General features: G+C 72.4%; 17 protein-coding genes. 8 read left to right on the forward strand and 9 right to left on the reverse strand.

The features are described from left to right. Window positions 1–23: 23 nt before the first annotated feature. The 5 genes from ABZZ22_RS06020 to ABZZ22_RS06040 are packed head-to-tail and all read right to left on the reverse strand — an operon-like array spanning window position 24 to window position 5,842. Window positions 24–1,037: an ABC transporter substrate-binding protein gene (locus ABZZ22_RS06020; protein ID WP_354927862.1), complete on the reverse strand. Its 1,014-nt coding sequence runs from the start codon at window positions 1,035–1,037 to the stop codon at window positions 24–26. Continuing rightward, window positions 1,034–1,825, reverse strand: a complete 792-nt coding sequence (locus ABZZ22_RS06025; RefSeq protein ID WP_354927865.1) for an ABC transporter ATP-binding protein — start codon at window positions 1,823–1,825, stop codon at window positions 1,034–1,036. Before ABZZ22_RS06025 ends, ABZZ22_RS06020 begins: the two co-directional genes overlap by 4 nt. Beyond that, window positions 1,822–2,964, reverse strand: a complete 1,143-nt coding sequence (locus ABZZ22_RS06030; protein ID WP_354927868.1) for an iron ABC transporter permease — start codon at window positions 2,962–2,964, stop codon at window positions 1,822–1,824. Before ABZZ22_RS06030 ends, ABZZ22_RS06025 begins: the two co-directional genes overlap by 4 nt. Next, on the reverse strand, window positions 2,964–4,643 hold the full coding sequence (locus ABZZ22_RS06035; protein WP_354927871.1) for a prolyl oligopeptidase family serine peptidase: 1,680 nt from the start codon (window positions 4,641–4,643) through the stop codon (window positions 2,964–2,966). Before ABZZ22_RS06035 ends, ABZZ22_RS06030 begins: the two co-directional genes overlap by 1 nt. Next, window positions 4,640–5,842: a hypothetical protein gene (locus ABZZ22_RS06040; RefSeq protein WP_354927874.1), complete on the reverse strand. Its 1,203-nt coding sequence runs from the start codon at window positions 5,840–5,842 to the stop codon at window positions 4,640–4,642. The genes ABZZ22_RS06035 and ABZZ22_RS06040 overlap by 4 nt, the downstream gene beginning before the upstream one ends. A gap of 112 nt (window positions 5,843–5,954) precedes the next feature. On the opposite strand from ABZZ22_RS06040, the gene amiA reads away from it, so the two are divergent. From amiA to ABZZ22_RS06080, 8 genes are all read left to right on the forward strand, one after another. Beyond that, window positions 5,955–6,053, forward strand: a complete 99-nt coding sequence (gene amiA, locus ABZZ22_RS06045; protein ID WP_246321463.1) for a streptamidine family RiPP — start codon at window positions 5,955–5,957, stop codon at window positions 6,051–6,053. 125 nt (window positions 6,054–6,178) lie between these two features. Next, window positions 6,179–6,958, forward strand: coding sequence for a hypothetical protein (locus ABZZ22_RS06050; RefSeq protein WP_354927877.1), 780 nt, complete (start codon window positions 6,179–6,181; stop codon window positions 6,956–6,958). Next, window positions 6,955–7,938, forward strand: a complete 984-nt coding sequence (locus tag ABZZ22_RS06055) for a CocE/NonD family hydrolase (RefSeq protein ID WP_354927880.1) — start codon at window positions 6,955–6,957, stop codon at window positions 7,936–7,938. Before ABZZ22_RS06050 ends, ABZZ22_RS06055 begins: the two co-directional genes overlap by 4 nt. Further along, window positions 7,935–9,338: a YcaO-like family protein gene (locus tag ABZZ22_RS06060; protein ID WP_354927883.1), complete on the forward strand. Its 1,404-nt coding sequence runs from the start codon at window positions 7,935–7,937 to the stop codon at window positions 9,336–9,338. Before ABZZ22_RS06055 ends, ABZZ22_RS06060 begins: the two co-directional genes overlap by 4 nt. Window positions 9,339–9,352: 14 nt before the next feature. Next, entirely contained in the window at window positions 9,353–10,357 is a 1,005-nt protein-coding gene (locus tag ABZZ22_RS06065; protein ID WP_354927886.1) for a hypothetical protein, read from the forward strand. After that, window positions 10,354–12,015, forward strand: a complete 1,662-nt coding sequence (locus ABZZ22_RS06070; RefSeq protein ID WP_354927889.1) for an ATP-binding cassette domain-containing protein — start codon at window positions 10,354–10,356, stop codon at window positions 12,013–12,015. The genes ABZZ22_RS06065 and ABZZ22_RS06070 overlap by 4 nt, the downstream gene beginning before the upstream one ends. Then, window positions 12,012–13,700 carry an ABC transporter ATP-binding protein gene (locus tag ABZZ22_RS06075; RefSeq protein ID WP_354927892.1) on the forward strand — a complete coding sequence of 563 codons (1,689 nt, stop codon included), beginning with the start codon at window positions 12,012–12,014 and terminating at the stop codon, window positions 13,698–13,700. Before ABZZ22_RS06070 ends, ABZZ22_RS06075 begins: the two co-directional genes overlap by 4 nt. Before the next feature lie 90 nt (window positions 13,701–13,790). Then, window positions 13,791–14,069, forward strand: coding sequence for an HU family DNA-binding protein (locus tag ABZZ22_RS06080; RefSeq protein WP_179658077.1), 279 nt, complete (start codon window positions 13,791–13,793; stop codon window positions 14,067–14,069). A 66-nt stretch (window positions 14,070–14,135) separates the two neighbouring features. On the opposite strand, the gene ABZZ22_RS06085 is transcribed toward ABZZ22_RS06080, so the two are convergent. From ABZZ22_RS06085 to ABZZ22_RS06100, 4 genes are read right to left on the reverse strand one after another with little or no spacing between them, the layout of a single operon-like run. After that, a complete protein-coding gene (locus ABZZ22_RS06085) occupies window positions 14,136–15,527 on the reverse strand; it encodes an ATP-binding cassette domain-containing protein (protein ID WP_354927896.1) in 1,392 nt (463 codons plus the stop codon). Further along, window positions 15,524–16,351, reverse strand: coding sequence for an ABC transporter permease (locus ABZZ22_RS06090; RefSeq protein ID WP_354927899.1), 828 nt, complete (start codon window positions 16,349–16,351; stop codon window positions 15,524–15,526). The genes ABZZ22_RS06085 and ABZZ22_RS06090 overlap by 4 nt, the downstream gene beginning before the upstream one ends. After that, window positions 16,348–17,301, reverse strand: a complete 954-nt coding sequence (locus ABZZ22_RS06095) for an ABC transporter permease (RefSeq protein WP_354927902.1) — start codon at window positions 17,299–17,301, stop codon at window positions 16,348–16,350. Before ABZZ22_RS06095 ends, ABZZ22_RS06090 begins: the two co-directional genes overlap by 4 nt. Beyond that, entirely contained in the window at window positions 17,298–18,839 is a 1,542-nt protein-coding gene (locus ABZZ22_RS06100; protein WP_354927905.1) for an ABC transporter substrate-binding protein, read from the reverse strand. The genes ABZZ22_RS06095 and ABZZ22_RS06100 overlap by 4 nt, the downstream gene beginning before the upstream one ends. Between the last annotated feature and the right edge of the window lie 83 nt (window positions 18,840–18,922).

Here is an 18,922-nt window from a genome sequence, read left to right on the forward strand (position 1 = left end):
GCGTCGATCACCGTCGATCACCGTCAGAAGGCGTCGGGGTGCAGACCCTCCGCGATCGTCCGCACCGCGGCGACGTTGCCGAGGGTGCCCGGGAACGTGTCCGGAGTGCGCAGGGCGATGAAGCGGTCCTCCTTGACGGCGGTGACGTTCGGGAAGGTCTTGCGAAGGTACGCCTCGACCCGCGCGGCCTCGGACTCCTCCCGGACGGCGAAGACGATGGCGTCGGGGTTGCGGGCAGCGACCTCCTCGGGCGAGACGACCGCGGAGAAGAACTGGGCGAAGAGGTCCTCGTCCGGCTTGAAGACGTTGTCGCCGCCCGCACGCTCGATCATGTCGGACTCCACCCCGGCGCCGATCGCGGAGAGCGTCTTGCCCTCGACGAAGAGCTGGGCGACGGTCGGCCGCGGACGGTCCTCCACGGCCTTCTCGACGGCCTCGAGGTCTCCTCGGGTCTCGGCGACGAGCTCGTCGGCGGCAGCCTGGACCCCGAAGACGCTCCCGAGCGCCTCCAGGTCGGTGAACAGATCGGTGACCTCGCCGGTGGCACGGCGCTCGGGGCAGCCGCCGGCGGCGACGTAGGTCGTCACCCCGGCATCGGTGAGCTGGTCGATGGTCGCGAAACCCTGCTCCGCGGTGAACTCGTACTCGGTCGGGGCGACGACCGCGTCAGGCTGTACGTCGAGGAGCTGCTCACGTGCCGGCGGCGAGTCCGTGCTCAGCTCGGGCACGTCACTGGCGGCCGCGGCGACATCCTCGGGGAGCTCGTGCATCGCCGTCTGCGCCTGACCGACGAGCCGGTCGGCGACGCCGAGGCGCACCAGCAGCTCGGTCTGCGCGGGGCTGAGCCCGACGATCCGCTCCGGGGCCGACTCGACCGTGATCTCACGTCCGCAGTTCTCCACGGTCACCGGGTAGCCCTCGGCGGACCCGCCTTTAGCAGCGGCGTCGTTCTGGACGCCGGTGCCGCCGCAGCCGGTCGCGGCCAGGAGCGTGAGCGCCGCGACCGGGACGGTGCGCAGCAGTGGGGTGGTGTTCATGTGTTCCTCTCTCGAACCCGCGCGGACGTCCCGCGCAGGAGCAGGTGTGGGGTGCCGGCCTCGGGATCGGTGATCCGGCTGGCCTCGACACCGAAGACCTCACGCACCAGGTCGGGCGTGAGGATGTCCGCCGGCTCGCCGAGCGCGACGACGTGCCCGCGGTCGAGCACCGCGACCCGGTCGCAGTAGGCCAGCGCGAGGTCGAGCTCGTGCAGCGCGACGACGGTGGTGATCCCGAGCTCCGCGACCGTGTGCATCAGCTCGAAGCGGTAGGAGACGTCGAGATGGTTGGTGGGCTCGTCGAGCAGCAGGAGCTCGGCCTCCTGGGCGATCGCGCGGGCCAGCAACGTGCGCTGCCGCTCGCCGCCCGAGAGCCGGTGGACCGGCCGGTCGGCCAGCGCGGAGACGCCCGCGAGCTCCATCGCCCGGCCCACCACGAGCCAGTCCTCGGGACTGTCGCGGCCGAGGACTCCGCGGTGCGGCGTACGGCCCAGCAGGACGCTCTCGGCGACGGTGAGCCCGAATTCGTCCGGCGGTTCCTGGGCCATCACGGCGACCCGGCGGGCGATCTCGCGCCGGCTCATCGTGGCGACGTCGGTGCCGTCGAGTCGCACCAGACCAGAGACCGGCCGGAGCGCGCCGAAGCAGGCCCGCAGGATGGTCGACTTGCCGCTGCCGTTGGCGCCGAGCAGGCCGAGGACCTCCCCCGGCTCGACCACGACCGAGGCCTCGGTGACGACTTCGCGGCTGCCCCGGTTCAGGGTGAGTTCCTGCGTCTCGAGCCTCATCGGGACATCCCCTGCTCGTCGGCGGCTCGGCCGCGCATCAGCCACAGGAAGAACGGCACCCCGATCAGGGCGGTGATGATCCCGAGCGGCACCTCGGCGGGCGCCGAGACCGTCCGGGCGATCAGGTCCGCACCGCACAGGAACAGGGCTCCGCCGGCCACCGACACCGGCACGATGCGCCGATGGTCGGAGCCGACCAGCACCCGGGCGATGTGCGGGACGACGAGCCCGACGAAGCCGATCCCGCCGGCGACGGAGACCACTGTTCCGGTCAGCAGCGCGGCCGCGAGCAGCAGGACCGACCGCAGCCGGTTGACCCGCACGCCCAGCGCCGTGGCCGTCTCGTCCCCGACCTGGAGCGCATTGACCGAGCGCCCGCTGGTGAACGAGACGACGAGAGCGACCACGAGCGCCGTCAGCGGGCCGATCAGGTCGGTCATCGTGGCCGCGGACACCGAGCCCAGCAGGAAGAACATCACGCTGAACACGTTCTGCGCCTCGGTCGTGAGCGTCAGGTAGCTGGTGATCGCGCTGAAGAACGTCCCCAGCGCCACCCCGGTCAGCACAAGTCGCTGCGGGGCGATGCTGCCGTTCTTGTACGCGACGAAGAACACCGCCGCGGTGGCGACCGCGGCTCCCACGAACGCCGCGGTGCTGATCCAGGCGCCGACCGCCGCCGCACCCAGGACCACCACGGTGACGGCACCCACCCCTGCACCCGAGGAGACGCCGATGATCGCCGGCTCGGCCAGCGGGTTGCGTACGACCGCTTGGATGAAGACCCCGGCCAGGCTCAGCGCCGCTCCGGCCAGAGCGGCCAGGAGCGCGCGTGGCAGCCGGAACTGCCAGACCACCTGGTCCTGCAGCAGGGTGTAGGTGCCGTCGCTCATCCACGGCATCCCTGGCAGCAGATGACCGGTCACGAGCCGGGCGGCGTCGAGCGCGGACAGCTCGACGGTGCCCGACGATGCGGACAGCGCGATGACGACGAGGAGGGCGATGCCCAGGCCGACGGTCAGCAGCCGGGCGCGCCATCTGCGGCGCGCGATGGCGGCCGGCACGGCGACACGTTCGCCGGGCCGCGAGAGCGCCGGCGGGGAGATGTTGTCGGCGGTCACGGAGATATCGGTGGGGGTCATCACACTCCTGTGGAAACGCGTGCTGAGTCGAGAGCGAAGTCGAGAACGGAGGCGGCGAAGTCGTGTACGGCGTCGAGGTGGTTGCCGCCATGTCCCATCCGCGGGCGGTGGACGCGGTCGACCTGCGCGCCGCGAGCCGCCAGCACCTCGGCGAGCCGATCGGTGGGGGCGGCCGAGACCCGGGAGTCCTCCGCGAAGGTGGTCAGCAGGAAGCGGGGCCACCGCCCGCCGGGAAAGCGCCTGGCCCGCTCGAAAGGCGAGTAGTCGTCCATGGCGGCCCGCACCGCCGGATCGCTCGGGTCGCCGAACTCATCGGCCCAGTGCCTCGCACTCGGATGCTCGCTGATGCGGTGCGGGTCGAGCGGGGCGGCCGTGCAGGCGACCCCGGCGACGAGGCCCGGCTCCGCGAGCGCGGCGGAGACGGCGACCAGTCCGCCGAGCGACGCCCCGGCGAACACCAGCCGCTCGGGCCGGGTCAGGCCGAGGCGCACCAGCTCGCGGGCGACGATGACGGCGTCGGCGACCGTACGTGTCTTGCCGGCGCCCTGCCCCGAGGTGTGCCAGGACGTACCCGTCCCGCCTCCGCCGCGCAGCCGTGCGGTCACGTGCAGCCCGCCCAGCTCGCACCAGGCGGCGACCGACGGCTCGAAGGCCGGGAGGTCGACGATCCCGAATCCCCCGTAGACCTCCAGGAGCGTCGCTCCGCCGGGGTCGCCGGTCAGGATCAGGTCGATCTCGGCGCCGTCCTCCGCGGTGACGGTGATCAACTGCGACCGTCGGCCCTCACCGGTCGAGCATGCCGCCTCCTCGAGCGGCATCACCTTCGGCGCTCCCGCCGGCGACTCGATCCGCACCCAGGCTCGGCCCTGGGCCCAGGAGAGGCCGGAGGCCGTGCGTACGTCGTGCTCCCCCGAGATCGCGACCGTCTGCGCCGGCGCGAGGACACCGGCGTCGGCGATGAGCCGGACCACCAGCGAATGACCGTCTCCGACCAGATGGACCAGGCCGCCGCCGGGGAGCGCCTGGGCGTGCACGGGGACGCCCGGCAGGTTCTCCAGCCGGCACCGAGCCGAACTCAGTCCGGGCATCCACAGACTCACCAGCTCCTCCTGCGTCAACGCCAGCACGGTGTCCTCGGCCGCGCTGATGCTGCGGACCCTCGGAAGATCGAGGAGTCCGGCGCCGTCCGTGCCGGTCAGCCGGGTCCGCTCCTGATCGGTCCGGGCGATGACCGTCCGCCCGCCGACGCCGATCGGAACAACGCGTGCACCGGCGGCAGTCGTGAAGAGCGTCCGGGGCGTCTCGCCCCGCCGGACCCGCAGGCAGCGTCCCTGGGTGTCGACGAGGAACAGGTCCTCGCCGGCCCAGGCCATCCGGGCGTGCCGGACCGCCACCCCCTCGACCTCGGTCGAGGTCCGTGACGTGGTGTCCACGACCAGGACGCGCCCGTTCTCGGAGCCGTCATCGCTGACCTCGAGGGCCACCAGGCGTCCGTCCAGCGACGGCGCGGCGCCCTGGATCCTCGCTCCGGGGTCGAAGACGACCCCACCGTTCTCGTCGACCAGGACCGCGAGCAGGTCGCCAGGACGCCGGGACAGGCGGAACCGGCCCAGCGGCAGGCCCAGACGTCCCGGCCGCTCGGCCCGACGTAGCGCGTCGCGCACGCTCGCGCGACTCACCGCCCCACCCCGTCGACCCATGTCTCGGGAACCCTGATGACGCCCAGATGCCCGCCCTCGTCGAAGGGAGAGCCCAGGTCGATGGTGGACTCGATCCCCGTCGGGCGGACGAGGTGGAGCTCGCCGTCACCCCCGCGCGTGACCGCGGCCACGTCGCCGGAGACCAGCGCCAGCGCCCGCCGCTGTGCGGGCTTGTCCCCGACGGGGTCCCAGGGCGCGACCCCGGGACGGGGGGCGGCGCTCATCGGCGCGAGCTCGATCTCGCTGACCCGGTCGCCGGTGAGCATCGCCAGGCGGTCGCCGTCAGGGTGCACGACCGTCCAGGCGACCGCACCGCCGACGGCGTCGGGCCGGAACACCAGGCCGTCCCCGGTCCGGATCACGTCAGCCGCTCCGTCGCGGCTCCAGCGCACCACATGGTTGGTCCAGGTATGCCACTGCTCGGCGTCTGAGTCGGCGCCCCGTACGGAGCAGACGATCCCGGTCGTCGGGTCGAAGCGGAGGAAGTACGCCCGTCCGGGGACCGGCCAGGGCCAGGTCTGGAGTCGCTCGGGGCGGCCGCCGATGACGCGGAGCCGTTCGATGCCCGCCTCGGTGGACAGGTGGACGACCCCGGTCCGGTCATCGGCGGCGTCGCCGTGCCCGAGGTCTCCTTGGAGGTCGAGGCGCTCGCCGCGGACGACCGGGCAGTGGGGCCCGGCCCGGAGCAGGTCGTGCAGAGGGATGACCTCGGCCTCTCCGGGCTCGCGATGTCGCAGCACGACCATCGGCTCGCCTGTTCCGACATCCGGAACGATCACGACGCCGGGTTCGCCGGTGCGGACCCGCACCCGTACGGCGGTGGTGCCGCTCGGGTCTGCCAGGTCCACGACCGTGACCAGGTCGCTCCACGGGTCCCACGATGCGCCCAGTCCCGTGGTGACGACGACATAGCGGCCAGAGGGATCGCAGGCGAGATGCTCGGCGGGGATCGCGACCGGCACTCTGCGTACCTGACCTGCGCCGTCGAGCACGACGAGCGTGCCGAGTGCGTCGTCGGCGAACACCGCGCGCGCCCCACCTGGAGCGGTCGCCGGGAGAGTGAGGATGCCTGCGTGCTCGGCCAGCGTCGCCCTCGCCCACGGGCCGGGCGCACCAGTGATCTCGGAGGTGCGCCAGCGGCCGGCGCGATGGTCTGCCAGGACCAGTGTGGGGTTCATGATCGGACACCCTACTGGTATTGGGAATGATTCTCATATACGTTATGCCGCTGTCCGCACCAAGCGGGCCCCGGCGCCGCCGGGCCGAACGATCCGACAGAGGAGATTTCCGATGAACAACGACATCGTGAGCGAGATCGAGGACACCGAGCAGCTGGCGCACCTCTCCGCGTCCCACTCCAACGCGCTGGTCGAGAACCCCTTCGACTGATCGCCGACGGGTGAGCACTCAGTGCCGTTCGGGCGACCTGGCCACCGTCTGAATCGCGGGGGTGCCGAGCTGACGAGCCCGGCACCCCCGGCCCCTGTCCGAGCCATGACCACCGAGGAGCCCCGATGTACCCCAGACACGACTGGCGTCCGATCCCCGCCGCCCGCGGCGAGGTCCGTCTCTCGACCGACATGCCCGCACTGCGTACCGGCTCGGGTGACTTCCTCAGGCTGCACGACCTCCCCGAACCGGGCCGGTTGCCGACCTACCGCTACCTCCTTCGCGTACGCCGCGCCGCCCTGGAGCGCGACGCGAGAACCCGAGCCTCACGATGGCCTGAGGGCCGACGCCGCGTGCTCGTGCTCGGTCGCGGTCGGCTCAGCCGAGTGCTGGCCGCGGAGCTCACGCGCTCAGGCGCCGAGGTCGTCCGCACCGACGGCTCCCGGAGCCCGCGCGCCGACGCCGTCGTGGACGTGCGGGAGATCCCGCAGCGGCCCGACGCCGAGCTCGGTGAGCCTCTCGAGCAGCTCATCAGCAGCGGAGTGGCCCTGCTGCGCGGCCGCCGCGAGGGCGGCCGGATGCTGATCTTCCCGCTGATGGTCGACGGCAGCGAGGCGACCCCCGACCAGGTCAGCCGCCGCCGACTCGCCGCCTCCCCCGCCGCCCCCGAGCTCTCCTCGTGGCTCGCCAGCGACCACCGCGACCCCCGGCCGCTGCGCCGGGCGACATCGACCCTCACGGTCGCACGCTGCCTGGCCATCCTGGAGGACTGGGCGAGCGGCGATCCAGCGGTCTCCGAGCACAGGAGGCTGCTGCGCGTCATCGGCGACGGTCCACGCGAACGTACGCACACGGTCCTCGGCTTCGACGAACCGGCACCGCGCCCGCAGGAAACCGCGCGGTGACCGAACCGGCGGTCAGCCCCTTCCCGGTCAGCACCCGCGACGCCGTCATCCTCGGCGGCTGGCTCGTCCGCTCGGTCGGCACCGCACGTGCCGTCGTGCTCGTGCGGACGCCGTACGACGCCCGGGCGCACCTGCCGCTGGCCACGTCGTTGGCGCGTCACGGCTTCGACTGCCTCGTCCAGGACGTGCGCGGCCGCTACTCCTCGGCTGGCACCTGGCGGCCCTACGCCACCGAGGCCCGTGACGGCACGGACACCGTCGATGCCCTGCACCAGCGCTGCCCCCGGACGCCGGTGGTGGCCTACGGCGCCTCCTACGCCGCCCACACCGCCCTCGAGACCGCTCGCATCGACCCGCGGGTGACCCGAGTGGTCGCACTGGTGCCGGCCCTCGGCGCGCACGAGACCGCCTACTCGGCCGACGGCACCCCGCAGCACCTGGACCGGCTCGGCTGGTGGGCGATCCACGGCTTCGCGCGCGAGGACGAGGCGGCGCTGGCCCCTCACGTCCTACGGACAGCAGCAGCCGTCGCCGACCGCGAGGGGCCGATGGTGGCCGCGGCTCAGCTCGGGTGGGACGCCGCGCGTCTCGCCACCTTTTGCGAGCTGTGGTCAGCCCCCGCGCTCGATGTCCTCGACCACTTCGGCGACGCCACCGCGCCGCTGCTCGTCGTCACCGGTGACGCCGACCCGTTCGACGCGTACGCCCGCAGGCTGGCCGCCGGGTGGGGAGCCCGCAGCGGTACCGGCAGCGCTCTGGTCAGCGGCCCCTGGGGCCACGACCTCGGCATCGGGACCACCGATCCCGCGCTGCGCGCGGCGTACGACGCTGCCGGCTCCCCCGGCCGCGTCATCCTGCGCTGGCTCACCCACGCCGAGCCCGCGCCCGGGCAGGAGCTCCGGCTCGACGTCGCCGCCCGGACCTGGTCCGGACGGCCACTCGTCACGACCGTGCCGGCAACCGCGAGAGGACTCCGATGACCACGCCCCCCACAGCCATGCCACCCCTGGACGTCGAACGCCTGGTGGACAGGGAGACCGGACTGATCCGCCGGGTGCGCGAGGTGCTGCGCCCCGAACGGGCGCCGTTGCGCTACACCTCGCTGACCGCCGAGGTCTCCGACGCCCGCTGGCTCGGCGACTGGCCGGCCGACCGGGTCTCGCTCGGCACCACCTTCGGCGACGTCGCGGGCGCCCGGACCGCCGCGATCGCGGAGGGCGTGGAGCGCTACTGCGGCAACTTCATCCCCGACCGGCTCGACCCCGCCGACCACCGGACCGGGACCGCCGCCGAGCTGCGCGACCAGGGCCTTCGAGTCATCGACCTCGCCGACCTCCCTCGCTGGAGCGCGGCACAGCTGGCCCGGCCCGACTTCCCCTATCGCGCACTCGACGACCAGGTGCCGACGCTGTGGAGCCGCTGCCAGGAGCAGCCGGCTGCGGGCCGGGCTGATGCGGCGACCGACGTCTGGATGCCGCACGCCCTCATCGGTCTCAACTGGCGCCAGCGACGGTTCGCTCATCTCGACCGCGTCTTCCACCTCAACTACGCCGGCATCGCCACCGGTCAAGGCGCCGACGACGCCCACGACCGGGGTCTTCTCGAGGTCGTCGAGCGCGACGCCCTCGAGGTGTGGTGGCACCACGGCGGACCGGCCGAGGGGATCGACACCGACTCGGTCCCCGGCCTGAGCGCCGACCTCGAGGGAGCGCCGCTCGACGTGCACGTCGTCCGGATGCCCACCGAGCTCGCCCCGGCGATGGCCGCCCTCGTACGCGACCGGGAGACCGGCGTCTACGCCGCAGGCTTCTCGGCGTCCACCGACCCCGTCCGGGCCGTCCGCAAGGCGGTGCTCGAGGCGGTCCACACCTGGATCTACACGCTCGGCTGCCGCGACGCCGACGGCTGGGTCTTCCAGGCCGTACGCGCCGGGCTGATGGCTCCCGGCCTCTACCTCGACCACCGTGAGGACCGCCGCTACCTCGACTCGGTGGGGCCGGACTTCGCCCGGGTCCGTGATCTCGGCGCCCATGTCCAGGTCTGGCTCGATCCCCGGGTGCACCCGCTCGCCGACCGGTTCACCGCGCCGGCCCTCGGCACGGTCCCGATCTCCGAGGTCCCGGCCACCGACGTCGCCGCGGTGCGCGGCCGTCTGCACGAGAGCGGCCACCGGATCATCACCCGGGACCTCACGACCCGGGACGTCGCACAGACACCGCTGCGAGTCGTCCGCACCTTCGTCACCGGCCTGGTGCCGAACGCCCCGGCCGCGTTCCGCTACCTCGGGATGCCGCGTTTCGCCGACGCCGCGCGCGACCGCGGCTGGGACCCGGTCGACCCCGACGAGCCGTTGGCCCTGTGCCCGCCGCCCCACATGTGATGCGCGGGCGCGACATGACCTCGAGCACGGCGCTCCTCGCGAGCGCCTTCTCCTCCGAGCTCCCGGGCGATCCGCTGCCCCCTGGGCCGCGCGCGAACCGCTGGCCCGGCGAGCCCGTCGAGAGCGCCGACCTCGGGGACACAGCGGCGACCGCCATCCATCGGCTGTGGCGGGCACGCGGCCACCATCCGCGGCCCGATGGCACCCCGACGACGATCCCGCGCCGGGCGGTCCCCTCGGCGGGTGGCTGCTATCCCGTGCAGTGGCACCTGGTGGTTCCGCCCGGCCGCGGACGGCAGCTCGGCCCCGGTCGCTACGTCTACGATCCGGCGACCGAGATGCTCGTCCGGCGCTCCGACCCGCGTGGACCGGTATGGCCGGCATCGGACCACGTCGAGATCGTGCTCACCGTCCAGCCGGGCCGCACCTTCGGTCGCTACCGGCACCGGGCGTGGCCGCTGTGGGTCGCCGACGCGGCGTACGCGCTCGAGGCGTTGCTCCGCCTGGTCCCGGACGCCGACCTGCCCGCGGACTGGTCCGACCTCGCCGCCGCCCGTCGAGCCCTCCGCCTTCCCCGAGCAGCGCAGACCGCCTGGTGGCTCGAGCGCGGCCTCGTGCCCGAGCTGGCCCTGGCCCGGATCAGGCTGCCCCACGACCCGCACCTCGACGAGGTCGCCGCCGCCGCGATCTGTGCGCGGCGCTCCCCCGCGCTGGCCCACTTCCACGAGCACCGCGATCGGGCCTCCGTAGACAGGCGCCGCGCCGAGGCCGCCCGGCAGAGCGGCCAGTCCTGGGTGCTCGGTGCCGATCGCGTCCTCGGCTGGCCACGCCCCGCCCGCCTCGACGCCGTCGGCTACGCACAGCTGTGGCAGATCCATCGCGAGGCTGCCCGGCAGACCTACTCGCTGACCGCCCAGGGGCACGGCGTCCGCGCCGTCTCCGGGTTCTGCCCACGCCCGGCGGAGGCACGACCGCTGGTTCACGCCATCGCCATCCTCGAGAACGGAGCCGCCGCATGATGGTCGACAAGCTGCTGCTGCGCACCGCGCTGCGACATCCCGGCCCCGCCACGGCCACCGTCGGGCTGCAGGTCCTCGTGACCATGACCTACCTCCCGCAGGCCTACGCCCTGGCCCAGGGCCTCTTCGCGGTGGTCGAGCACGACGACGACCGGGCGCTGGCCGCCGCGCTGTGGATCGCCGCGATCGTGGCAGTGCGCTGGCTCCTGTCCTGGGTCCAGGCGATGGTCGCGGGACGGCTCGGCGCGGAAGTACGCCTCTCGGTGCGGGACGAGGCGCTGCGAGGCGTTCTGGTCCCCGACGCTCTGCACGACCCGGGCCGGCGAGACGGCGGTCTCCGGACGGCGCTCGTCGACGGGGTCGACGGTGTCGACGCGTACGTCACCCGCTACCTGCCGGCGCTCGCCCAGGCATTCGTGCTGATCCCGGTGGTGACCGTCCTGCTGGTGCTCGTCCATCCGCTCTCCGGTCTCGCCGCCGGGGTGGCGGCGCTCGGCGCGCTGACGGCCCCGCTCCTGTGGAAGCGACTCATGCGGCGGCGCTCGGACGACCACTGGGACACCTACGAGGGTCTCGGCTCCGACCTGCTCGAGGCCCTGCGCGGGATGGCGACCCTGCGTCTCCTCGGCCAGGTGGGCCGGACCCGGGAGCGGATGGCAAAGCGCAGCAGGGCGCTGCACCGCGCGACGGTCCGGGTGATGCGTACCTCGCTGCTCGACACCGCTCTCATCGACCTCGCCGTCCAGGGCGGCACGGTCGCCGCCGCCGGCTTCGCGCTGGTCGCGAGCGTGGGTGGGACCGGGGTGCCGCCGGCAGAGCTCTATCTGGCGCTCATGCTGGTGAGCGAGGTCTTCCGGCCCATCCGGGACCTCTCCGCCGCCTGGCACGCGGGCTACCTCGGGACCTCTGCCGTGCCGGCGCTCCGCAGGCTCGGTGTCGGCGCGCAGCACGCCGCCTCGACGAGCGGCCCGGCCGCGGCGGACCGGATCGTGTCGCCCTCGGCGGTGCTCGTCCTCGACGACGTCTCGTTCGCCTACCCCGACGGTCCGGCGATCCTCGACGGCGTCCGCGAGAGCTTCGCGGCCGGCGCCGTCACCGCCGTCGTCGGTCCGAGCGGCGCAGGGAAGACGACCCTCCTCGACCTGGTCCTCACCCACCTTTCCCCCACCAGCGGGCGGGTTCTTCTCGACGACCGTCCGGTGCGTACGTCCGACGTGGCCGTGGTCTCGCAGCGCCCCGTGCTCTTCGAGGGGACCGTGCGCGAGAACCTCCGGGTCGCCCGCGCGCACGCCAGCGAGGCCGACCTGTGGCAGGCGTGCGCGGCGGCCGGCATCGAGCAGGAGGTACGCAGCCTCCCCACCGGCCTCGACACCCCGGTCGCCAGCGCCGGGGCCAGTCTCTCCGGCGGTCAGCGGCAGCGGATCGCCCTGGCCCGGGCCGTCCTCTCGGAGCGGCCGGTGCTGCTCGCCGACGAGCCGACCAGCGCTCTCGACCCGGCCTCGGCACGCACCGTCACCGCCACGCTCGCCCGGCTCGCCGCCGACCGCATCGTCGTCGTGGTCGCACACCGCGAGGAGTCGCTGGACGGGGTGGAGCGTGTCCTCGAGCTCACCGACGGCCGGCTGACGCCGCTGCTTCTGGAAAGGAGCCACCCATGACCGCGACCACCGCTCCCAGGCGGCCTCTCACCGCCCTGTTCGGTCATCTGGGCGGCGAGCGCCGCGCCATCTCGGCCACGATCGTGCTCGTGGTCGTCAGCCAGGTGTGTCTGGGAGCGATCTCGGTGCTGCTCGCCGCCGCCGTCGGCCGCGCCGTCGTGGGCGGCGAGGCGCCGCCGGGATGGTTCTGGGTCCTGCTGGGCGGCCTCGTCGCTCTCCGGGCGCTGTTGACCTGGGGTGAGATGGACGCCTCCCACGCGCTCGCGTTCCGAGTGCTCGCCCGGCTCCGGATGGCGCTCTTCGACCGTTACGCGGTCGCGTTGCCGACCAAGCGTCGCGAGAACGTCGGCCGGGCCGCGTCGACCGCGATGGCCGACACCGAGCGTCTGGAGTTCTTCTACGCCCACACCGTCGCCCAGCTCCTCGCCGCAGCGGTCAACGCGCTTCTCGGCCTCGCCCTCCTCACGTTCGTGGAGCCCGCGCTCGCGCTGGTCACGCTCGTCGCACTCGCGCTCGTGCTCTCCACGGTTCCGCTGGGTCGGCACCGTCTGGAGGCTCTCGGGCAGGAGGTCGTCGAGGCGACCGGCGCACTCTCCGACCGGGTCGTCGACGTGCTCGGCGGCCTCCGCGAGGTGCTGGGCTACGGCCTCCACGAACCGGTCCGCCGCCAGCTGCGGGAGACCGGCGCCGATGCCGCGCGGTCGGCCGCCAGGCTCGAGACCACCCAGCGCGTGCTCACCGGCGCCCGCGAGGCGGCGGTGACCCTCGCCGGTGTGGGCGTGCTGGTCAGCGTTCTCGCCCGTGACGTCGCAGCCGAGCATGTCGCCGCCCTGGTCGTCCTCGCGCTCGCGACCGTCGCACCGGTTGCCGATGCCGCCGCCACCTGCGCACGGCTGCCCGCCCTGCGTGCCTCGGCTGCGCGGGTCGGCGACGAGCTCGCCCGTCCTGCCGTGCTCACCCTGGACCCGCCACCGGCCACGCTGCCCGACGGGCCGCTCGGCCTCGTCATGAACGATGTGGGCTTCGGGTACGCCGAGCGTCGTGTGCTCGACGACTTCGACCTCACCGTCGCGCCCGGAGAGCACGTCGGGCTCCGTGGGCCGTCGGGAGCAGGCAAGTCCACCGTCGTAGCGCTCGCCAGCCGACTCTGGGACCCCGACGCCGGAACCATCGACCTCATCGGCCCCGAGACCGCCCCCGTCGCGATCTCGGCGGTCGAGGACGCCGTGCTCAGGACTGCGCTGACCACCGTCGAGCAGGACGGCGCGCTCTTCTCCGGCACCGTACGCGAGGCGATCGCCGGCCCCACGACGACCGACGCCGAGATCGAGAGCCTCCTCGCCCGGCTCGGCCTGGCGGACGCGGTCTCGCCGGAGAGCCACATCGGCGAGGGCGGCCTCCGGCTCAGCGGTGGACAGCGCGCGCGGCTGCGGCTGGCGCGCGCCGTCCTGCATCGCCCGCGGATCCTCATCCTCGACGAGCCGACCGCCGACCTCGACGAGGACTCCGCCCGACGGGTCACCGATCTGCTCGACACGATCCCGGCGACCATGCTGGTGGTCTCCCACCGTCCGCAGACTCTCGCCGGGATGGACCGAGTCGTCGAGATCAGGTCTCCGGGAGCCCCTGAAGGCCCCCAGAAACCCCCGCAGAGCCCGCAACCACGCGGGACACGCGGCGCGTGAACGTTGAAGATCCGCGCCACTGGCCTACGCTGGCGACGAGCCGCATCTCGTCAACCTTTGCGGCTCTGATCAACGATTGAAGGAGATCGCATGAACCGCACCGACCTGGTGAGCGAAATCGCCAAGCAGGCCGAGATCACTCAGACGCAGGCTTCGGCCGCCCTGGGTGCCGCCCTCGAGGCGATCAGCGCGGCCGTCGCTGACGGCGACAAGGTCACGCTGCCCGGCTTCGGTACGTTCGAGTCGCGCGAGCGCTCGGCTCGCACCGGCCGCAACCCGCAGACCGGCAAGACGATCGACATCCCGGCTTCGCGGGGCCCGGCGTTCAAGCCCGGCTCCGCTTTCAAGGAGCGGGTGAACAAGGGCTGAAAGCCTTTGGATCAGACGAAGGGCCGGGTCGTTACGACCCGGCCCTTCGTCTGTCTCCCCGTGTTTCTACAGGGCCACTTCGCGGTCAGCGAGTGCCGCCGAGAGGTCGATGTCATGGGTGACCAGAAGCAGCGCAGCCCCCGATTCGGAGATCTCGCCCATGAGGGCGTCGACGGTCTGCTCCTGGGTGACCAGGTCGAGACGTGACGTCGCCTCGTCGGCGAACACCAACGACGGCTTCGGCAGCATCGCCCGGACGACCGCGATCCGCTGGAGCTCGCCGCCCGAGACCTGCCCGGGACGACGTCTCAGGATCTCGTACGGCAGTCCGAGCCGCTCCAGCATCGCCTCGACCTGTGACGCCTCGATGCCGTGACGCCGCAACACGTCGCCCATCGCCTTCTCCAGGCTGACCCGCTGCGGGAACGACAGCGCCGGGTCCTGGTAGAGCTTCTGCATCCGGCCCTTCCCCGCGCCCTGGCCGTACGTCACCGACCCGCTGTCGACCTTGGTCAGCCCGAGCAACGCGTTGCCGAGCGTGGTCTTGCCGACACCGCTGGGCCCGGTTATGGCGACCCGCTCACCGGCGCGGACCTCCAGGTCGACGCCGTCGAAGACTGCCTTGTGGGCGTAGGACTTCGTGATGGCCTCGGCACGGACGAGCAGGTCGCCGTCGTCCGGGCCACCGGTCCGCATCCACGGGTGTCTCCAGTGCACCGGCTCGGCCGTGAGCAGCCGCTTGGTGTAGTCGTCCGCCGGTGAGGTGAGCACCTCCTCGGCCGGACCGGACTCGACCACAGCGGCCTCCCGCATGACCATCACCTCGCCACCGAGCCGGCGAGCCAGCCGCAGGTCGTGAGTGATCGTGAGCAGCAGCCCGCCCTCGTCGACGTGGCCGAGGAGCAGGTCGGCGAGCTGATCGACCGATGCCCGGTCGAGACCCTTGGACGGCTCGTCCAGGATCAGCACCTTCGCGCCACCGACGGTGGCCGCGGCGTACGCCACTCGCTGGGCCATCCCACCCGAGAGCGTGTGCGGATAGGACGAGCCGGCTCGAGCCAGACCCACCTCTCCGAGGCGTCTGTCAGCTGCCTCGAGGGCACCAGTGCTCCGCGGCGTCCACCCGGCGACACCCTCGGCGACCTGGGCCCGCACCCGCATCGTCGGGTCGAGCGCGAGCGCCGGCTCCTGCGGTAGTAGCGCCACCTCGCGACCCCACAGCTTGCGTCGCGAGTCCCGCTCGGCCAGGTCGAAGGAGGCGTCCCCGACCGCCAGGGAGCCGACCGCTGACAGCTCGGACGGCAGCGTGCCCATCAGGGCATGAGCCAGGACCGACTTCCCCGACCCGCTCTCCCCGACGATCGAGAGCGGCTTGCCCGCCTCGATGTGAACGTCGGGCACATCGGCCAGGACGAGCGACGCCGTGCGTACGACCACTCCGGTGGCTTTCAGGTTCATCGCCCCTCCTGAGGGGATCGCAGCCCGAGCAGGCAGATGGTCAGACAGAACAGCACCGCGATCGGCGCCAACGGCATCCACGGCGCCGCGTCGTAGAACGGGAACGACTCGGTGATCATCAGCCCGAGCTCCGCCCGCGGCGGCTGCAGCCCGACCTTCACGAAACCGAGGGTCGACATCGCCAGGATCGAGGTGACCATGCCCAACGAGGACAGCGTCACCAGGAGCGGGCGGAGAGCCGGCCAGAGGTGGCGGCGTACGACATGGGCCCAGCCGAGCTGCAACAACCCCGCGGCCTCCACGGCGGGCGAGCCGAGGATCAAGGCGCTGCGAGCCCGCACCACCCGGAAGAACTCCACCCACTGCACGAGCGCGAGGCCGACGTAGAGCGCGATCATCGACCCAGGGGCGGCCAAGGCCGAGACCAGAAGCACCACGAGCAGGGCCGGGATCGCGACGAAGGCCTCCGAGATCGAGCGGAGCACCGCATCGACCCAGCCGCCGAACCACGCCGACAGCACGCCGGCGACGCAGCCGAGCACCAGCGCGGTGGCGACACAGACCGCCGCGAGAAGCAGGGAGACGCGGGTCGCATGGGCGACGCGTGATGCGACGCTGCGGCCGAAGTCGTCGGTCCCCAGGGGGTCGGCGACCGACGGTGGCTGCAGATAGCGAGCCAGATCCTGGGCCGCCGGATCGGGAAGCACCACGGGTCCGATCAGCGCGAACGCGATGATCAGCCCGAGCCCCGCCAACGACGCGATCCGCGTCCACGACCGCACCGGACGAGATCCCAGGGTCTGTTCCAGCATCACCATGCTCATGCCGTCACCGCCCGTCCCCGCGGCCGCGGGTCGAGACCCAGCACGGCCAGGTCGACCAGCGTGTTCACCAGCACGATCAGCAGCGCCAGCACGAGGGCCGTTGCCTGCAGCACCGGGATGTCCCGCCAGAAGACGGCGTGGACCAGCGAGTGGCCCAGGCCGTCCCAGGCGAAGAGGCTCTCCACCACGACGACTCCTTCGATGAGCACGACGAACTGCACGCCGAGGTACGGCACCAGCGAGACGGCCGCGTTGCGCAGCACGTGGCGCACCAGCACCCACTTCTCGGGCAGCCCCTTGGTCTGCGCGAACTCCACGTACGCCGACCCCCGGACCTCCACCACCGCGTCGCGGGTCACCCGGGCGATCAGCCCGGACAGGCTCAGCCCGAGGGTCAGCGCCGGAAGGACGATGCCACCGTCGCCGTGCCCGACCGCGGGAAAGAGCCCCAGCTGTGCCGAGAGCACGATCATCAGCAGCAGACCGAACAGGAACGGCGGCACGGCGCGTACGCTCGCCACCCACAGCGACGAGAATCGGTCGGCGAGGCCACCGGGCCGACGGGCAGCGACGACGCCGATCCCGGCACCGACGACCACCGCGACCACGATCGAGAGCGTCGCCAGCTGCAGCGTCGCGGCCAGGTAGTGGCTCACCTCGGTCAGCACGGGCTGAGAGGTGACCAGGGACCGGCCCAGGTCGAGCTGGAGCAGGTCGAGGACCCACTCCCCCAGCTGCTGCCACAGCGGTCGGTCGAGCCCGAGCTCGGCACGGACCGAGGCGGCAGCCTCGGCGTCGACCATGTCGTAGCCGTAGCGTCCCGCGGCGATCCGGTAGGCGATGTCGCCCGGCAGTCGCTGGGTGATCACGAAGCAGAGCGCCGAGACGCCGATCGCCACCGCCAGGGCCTGAGCCGCGCGGCGGGCGATCACACCACCGAGGCGGGTCATTCGGCCAGCTCGACGTCGGTGATCCGCCAGCTGGTCTCGAGCGCGTCGATCTGGAAGCCCTCCACGCGATCGCTGACAGCGGCGTTCATCCGGTACCAGGAGACCGGGACCAACGGCAGCTGCTCCTGGGCGGTCGTCACGATCGTCCGGCGGTGCTCGGCAGCCTCCGCGCCCTCGGCTCCGGCCATCAGCGCGGCCACGGCCTGGTCGACAGCCGGGTCGCTCCATCCCATGGTGCCCCAGTCGGAGCCGCCCTTGGCGAAGGTGTCGGCAACGGTGGGCAGCGGGTCGGAGATCAGCGCGAAGGACTTGGCGACGAGTGCCATCTGCAGACTGCCGTCGCCGTGCTTTGCCGGCACCTCGCTGGAGTTCGTGACCTCTACGTCGACATTCACGCCGACCTTCTTCAGCTCGGCCTGGATCGCGGTGGCCAGCGCAGGCAGCTCCGGGCGGTCCGGGTACGTCAGCAGCTCGAGCGTGAGCGGCTTCCCGTCCTTGGCGACCGTGCCGTCGGCACCCGCCTTCCACCCGGCCTCGGCCAGCAGCACCTTCGCCTTCTCGGCGTCGTACGTCAGCGGTTCGAGCTCTGCGTCCCAGTCCTCCAGGGTCGGGGTCAGCAGCTGGGTCGCGGCGATGTCCTTCTCACGTAGGACCGCCTCGGCGATGGACTCGCGGTCGAGGGCCATGCTGATCGCCTGACGGACGCGTACGTCCGCCAGCGCCGGATCAGCGGCGTTCATCTTCATCAGGATGGTGCGCGGCTGCAGCGCGGACGCCATGTCCACGCCGTCGGTGCTCTCCACGCGCTCGCGGCCAGCCGGCTCCAGACCGAAGACCACGTCAGCCTGGCCGCCGGTCGCCATCACCGCACGGCTCTCGGCACGGCCGACAGCCTGAAACGAGACCTTCTCGACATCGGGCTCAACGCCTCGCCAGTCGGCGACACGTACGGTCTCGATGCGGGAGGGAAGCGACACCTTCGCGACCTCGTACGGACCGGTTCCGACGATCTTGGTGACCTTCCCGTCCGCGTCGTAGGAGGACGGGGCCAGGATCCCGGTGCTGAAGTGGGACAAAGTCGCGGGAACCGACACGTTCGGCTCGCTGAGCTCGATCACCACTGCGTTCCCGCTGGCGCGGATCGTCTTGACGCCGACATCGGCGAGCGGACTGGCGGCGTCGGCGGCCATCGTCTCGAGCACGGCAACCACGTTCTCGGGCGTCATCGGCTTGCCGTCGTGGAACTCGACCCCGTCGGCGAGCTCGAAGGTCCAGACCTTGTTCGCCTCGTCGGCCGACCACTCGGTGGCCAGGCCCGGGATGAGCCTGCCCTCCACATCGGCCGTGACCAGCGTCTCGGTGACGTGGAGCCGGGTGAAGAAGTAGCCGTCGGAGGATGGTTCGAGGCTGTGGATCTCGAACGGCCCGGCGATCCGCAGGGTGTCGGGTTCAGCGGACTGCGACGAGCCACAGGCCGTCGCGGCGAGCGCGACGGCGGCGAGAGCGGCAGCGCCACGCATGTGGGGGCGGATGATCATCGTTGTTGCCTTCCAGTCAGGAGAGCCCACAACTTAATTGAGAATCGTTCTCATCACCAATTCGATTAGTGGCCGGGGCCATT

The organism is Nocardioides sp. NPDC006273, assembly GCF_040613495.1.
GTDB lineage: Bacteria > Actinomycetota > Actinomycetes > Propionibacteriales > Nocardioidaceae > Nocardioides.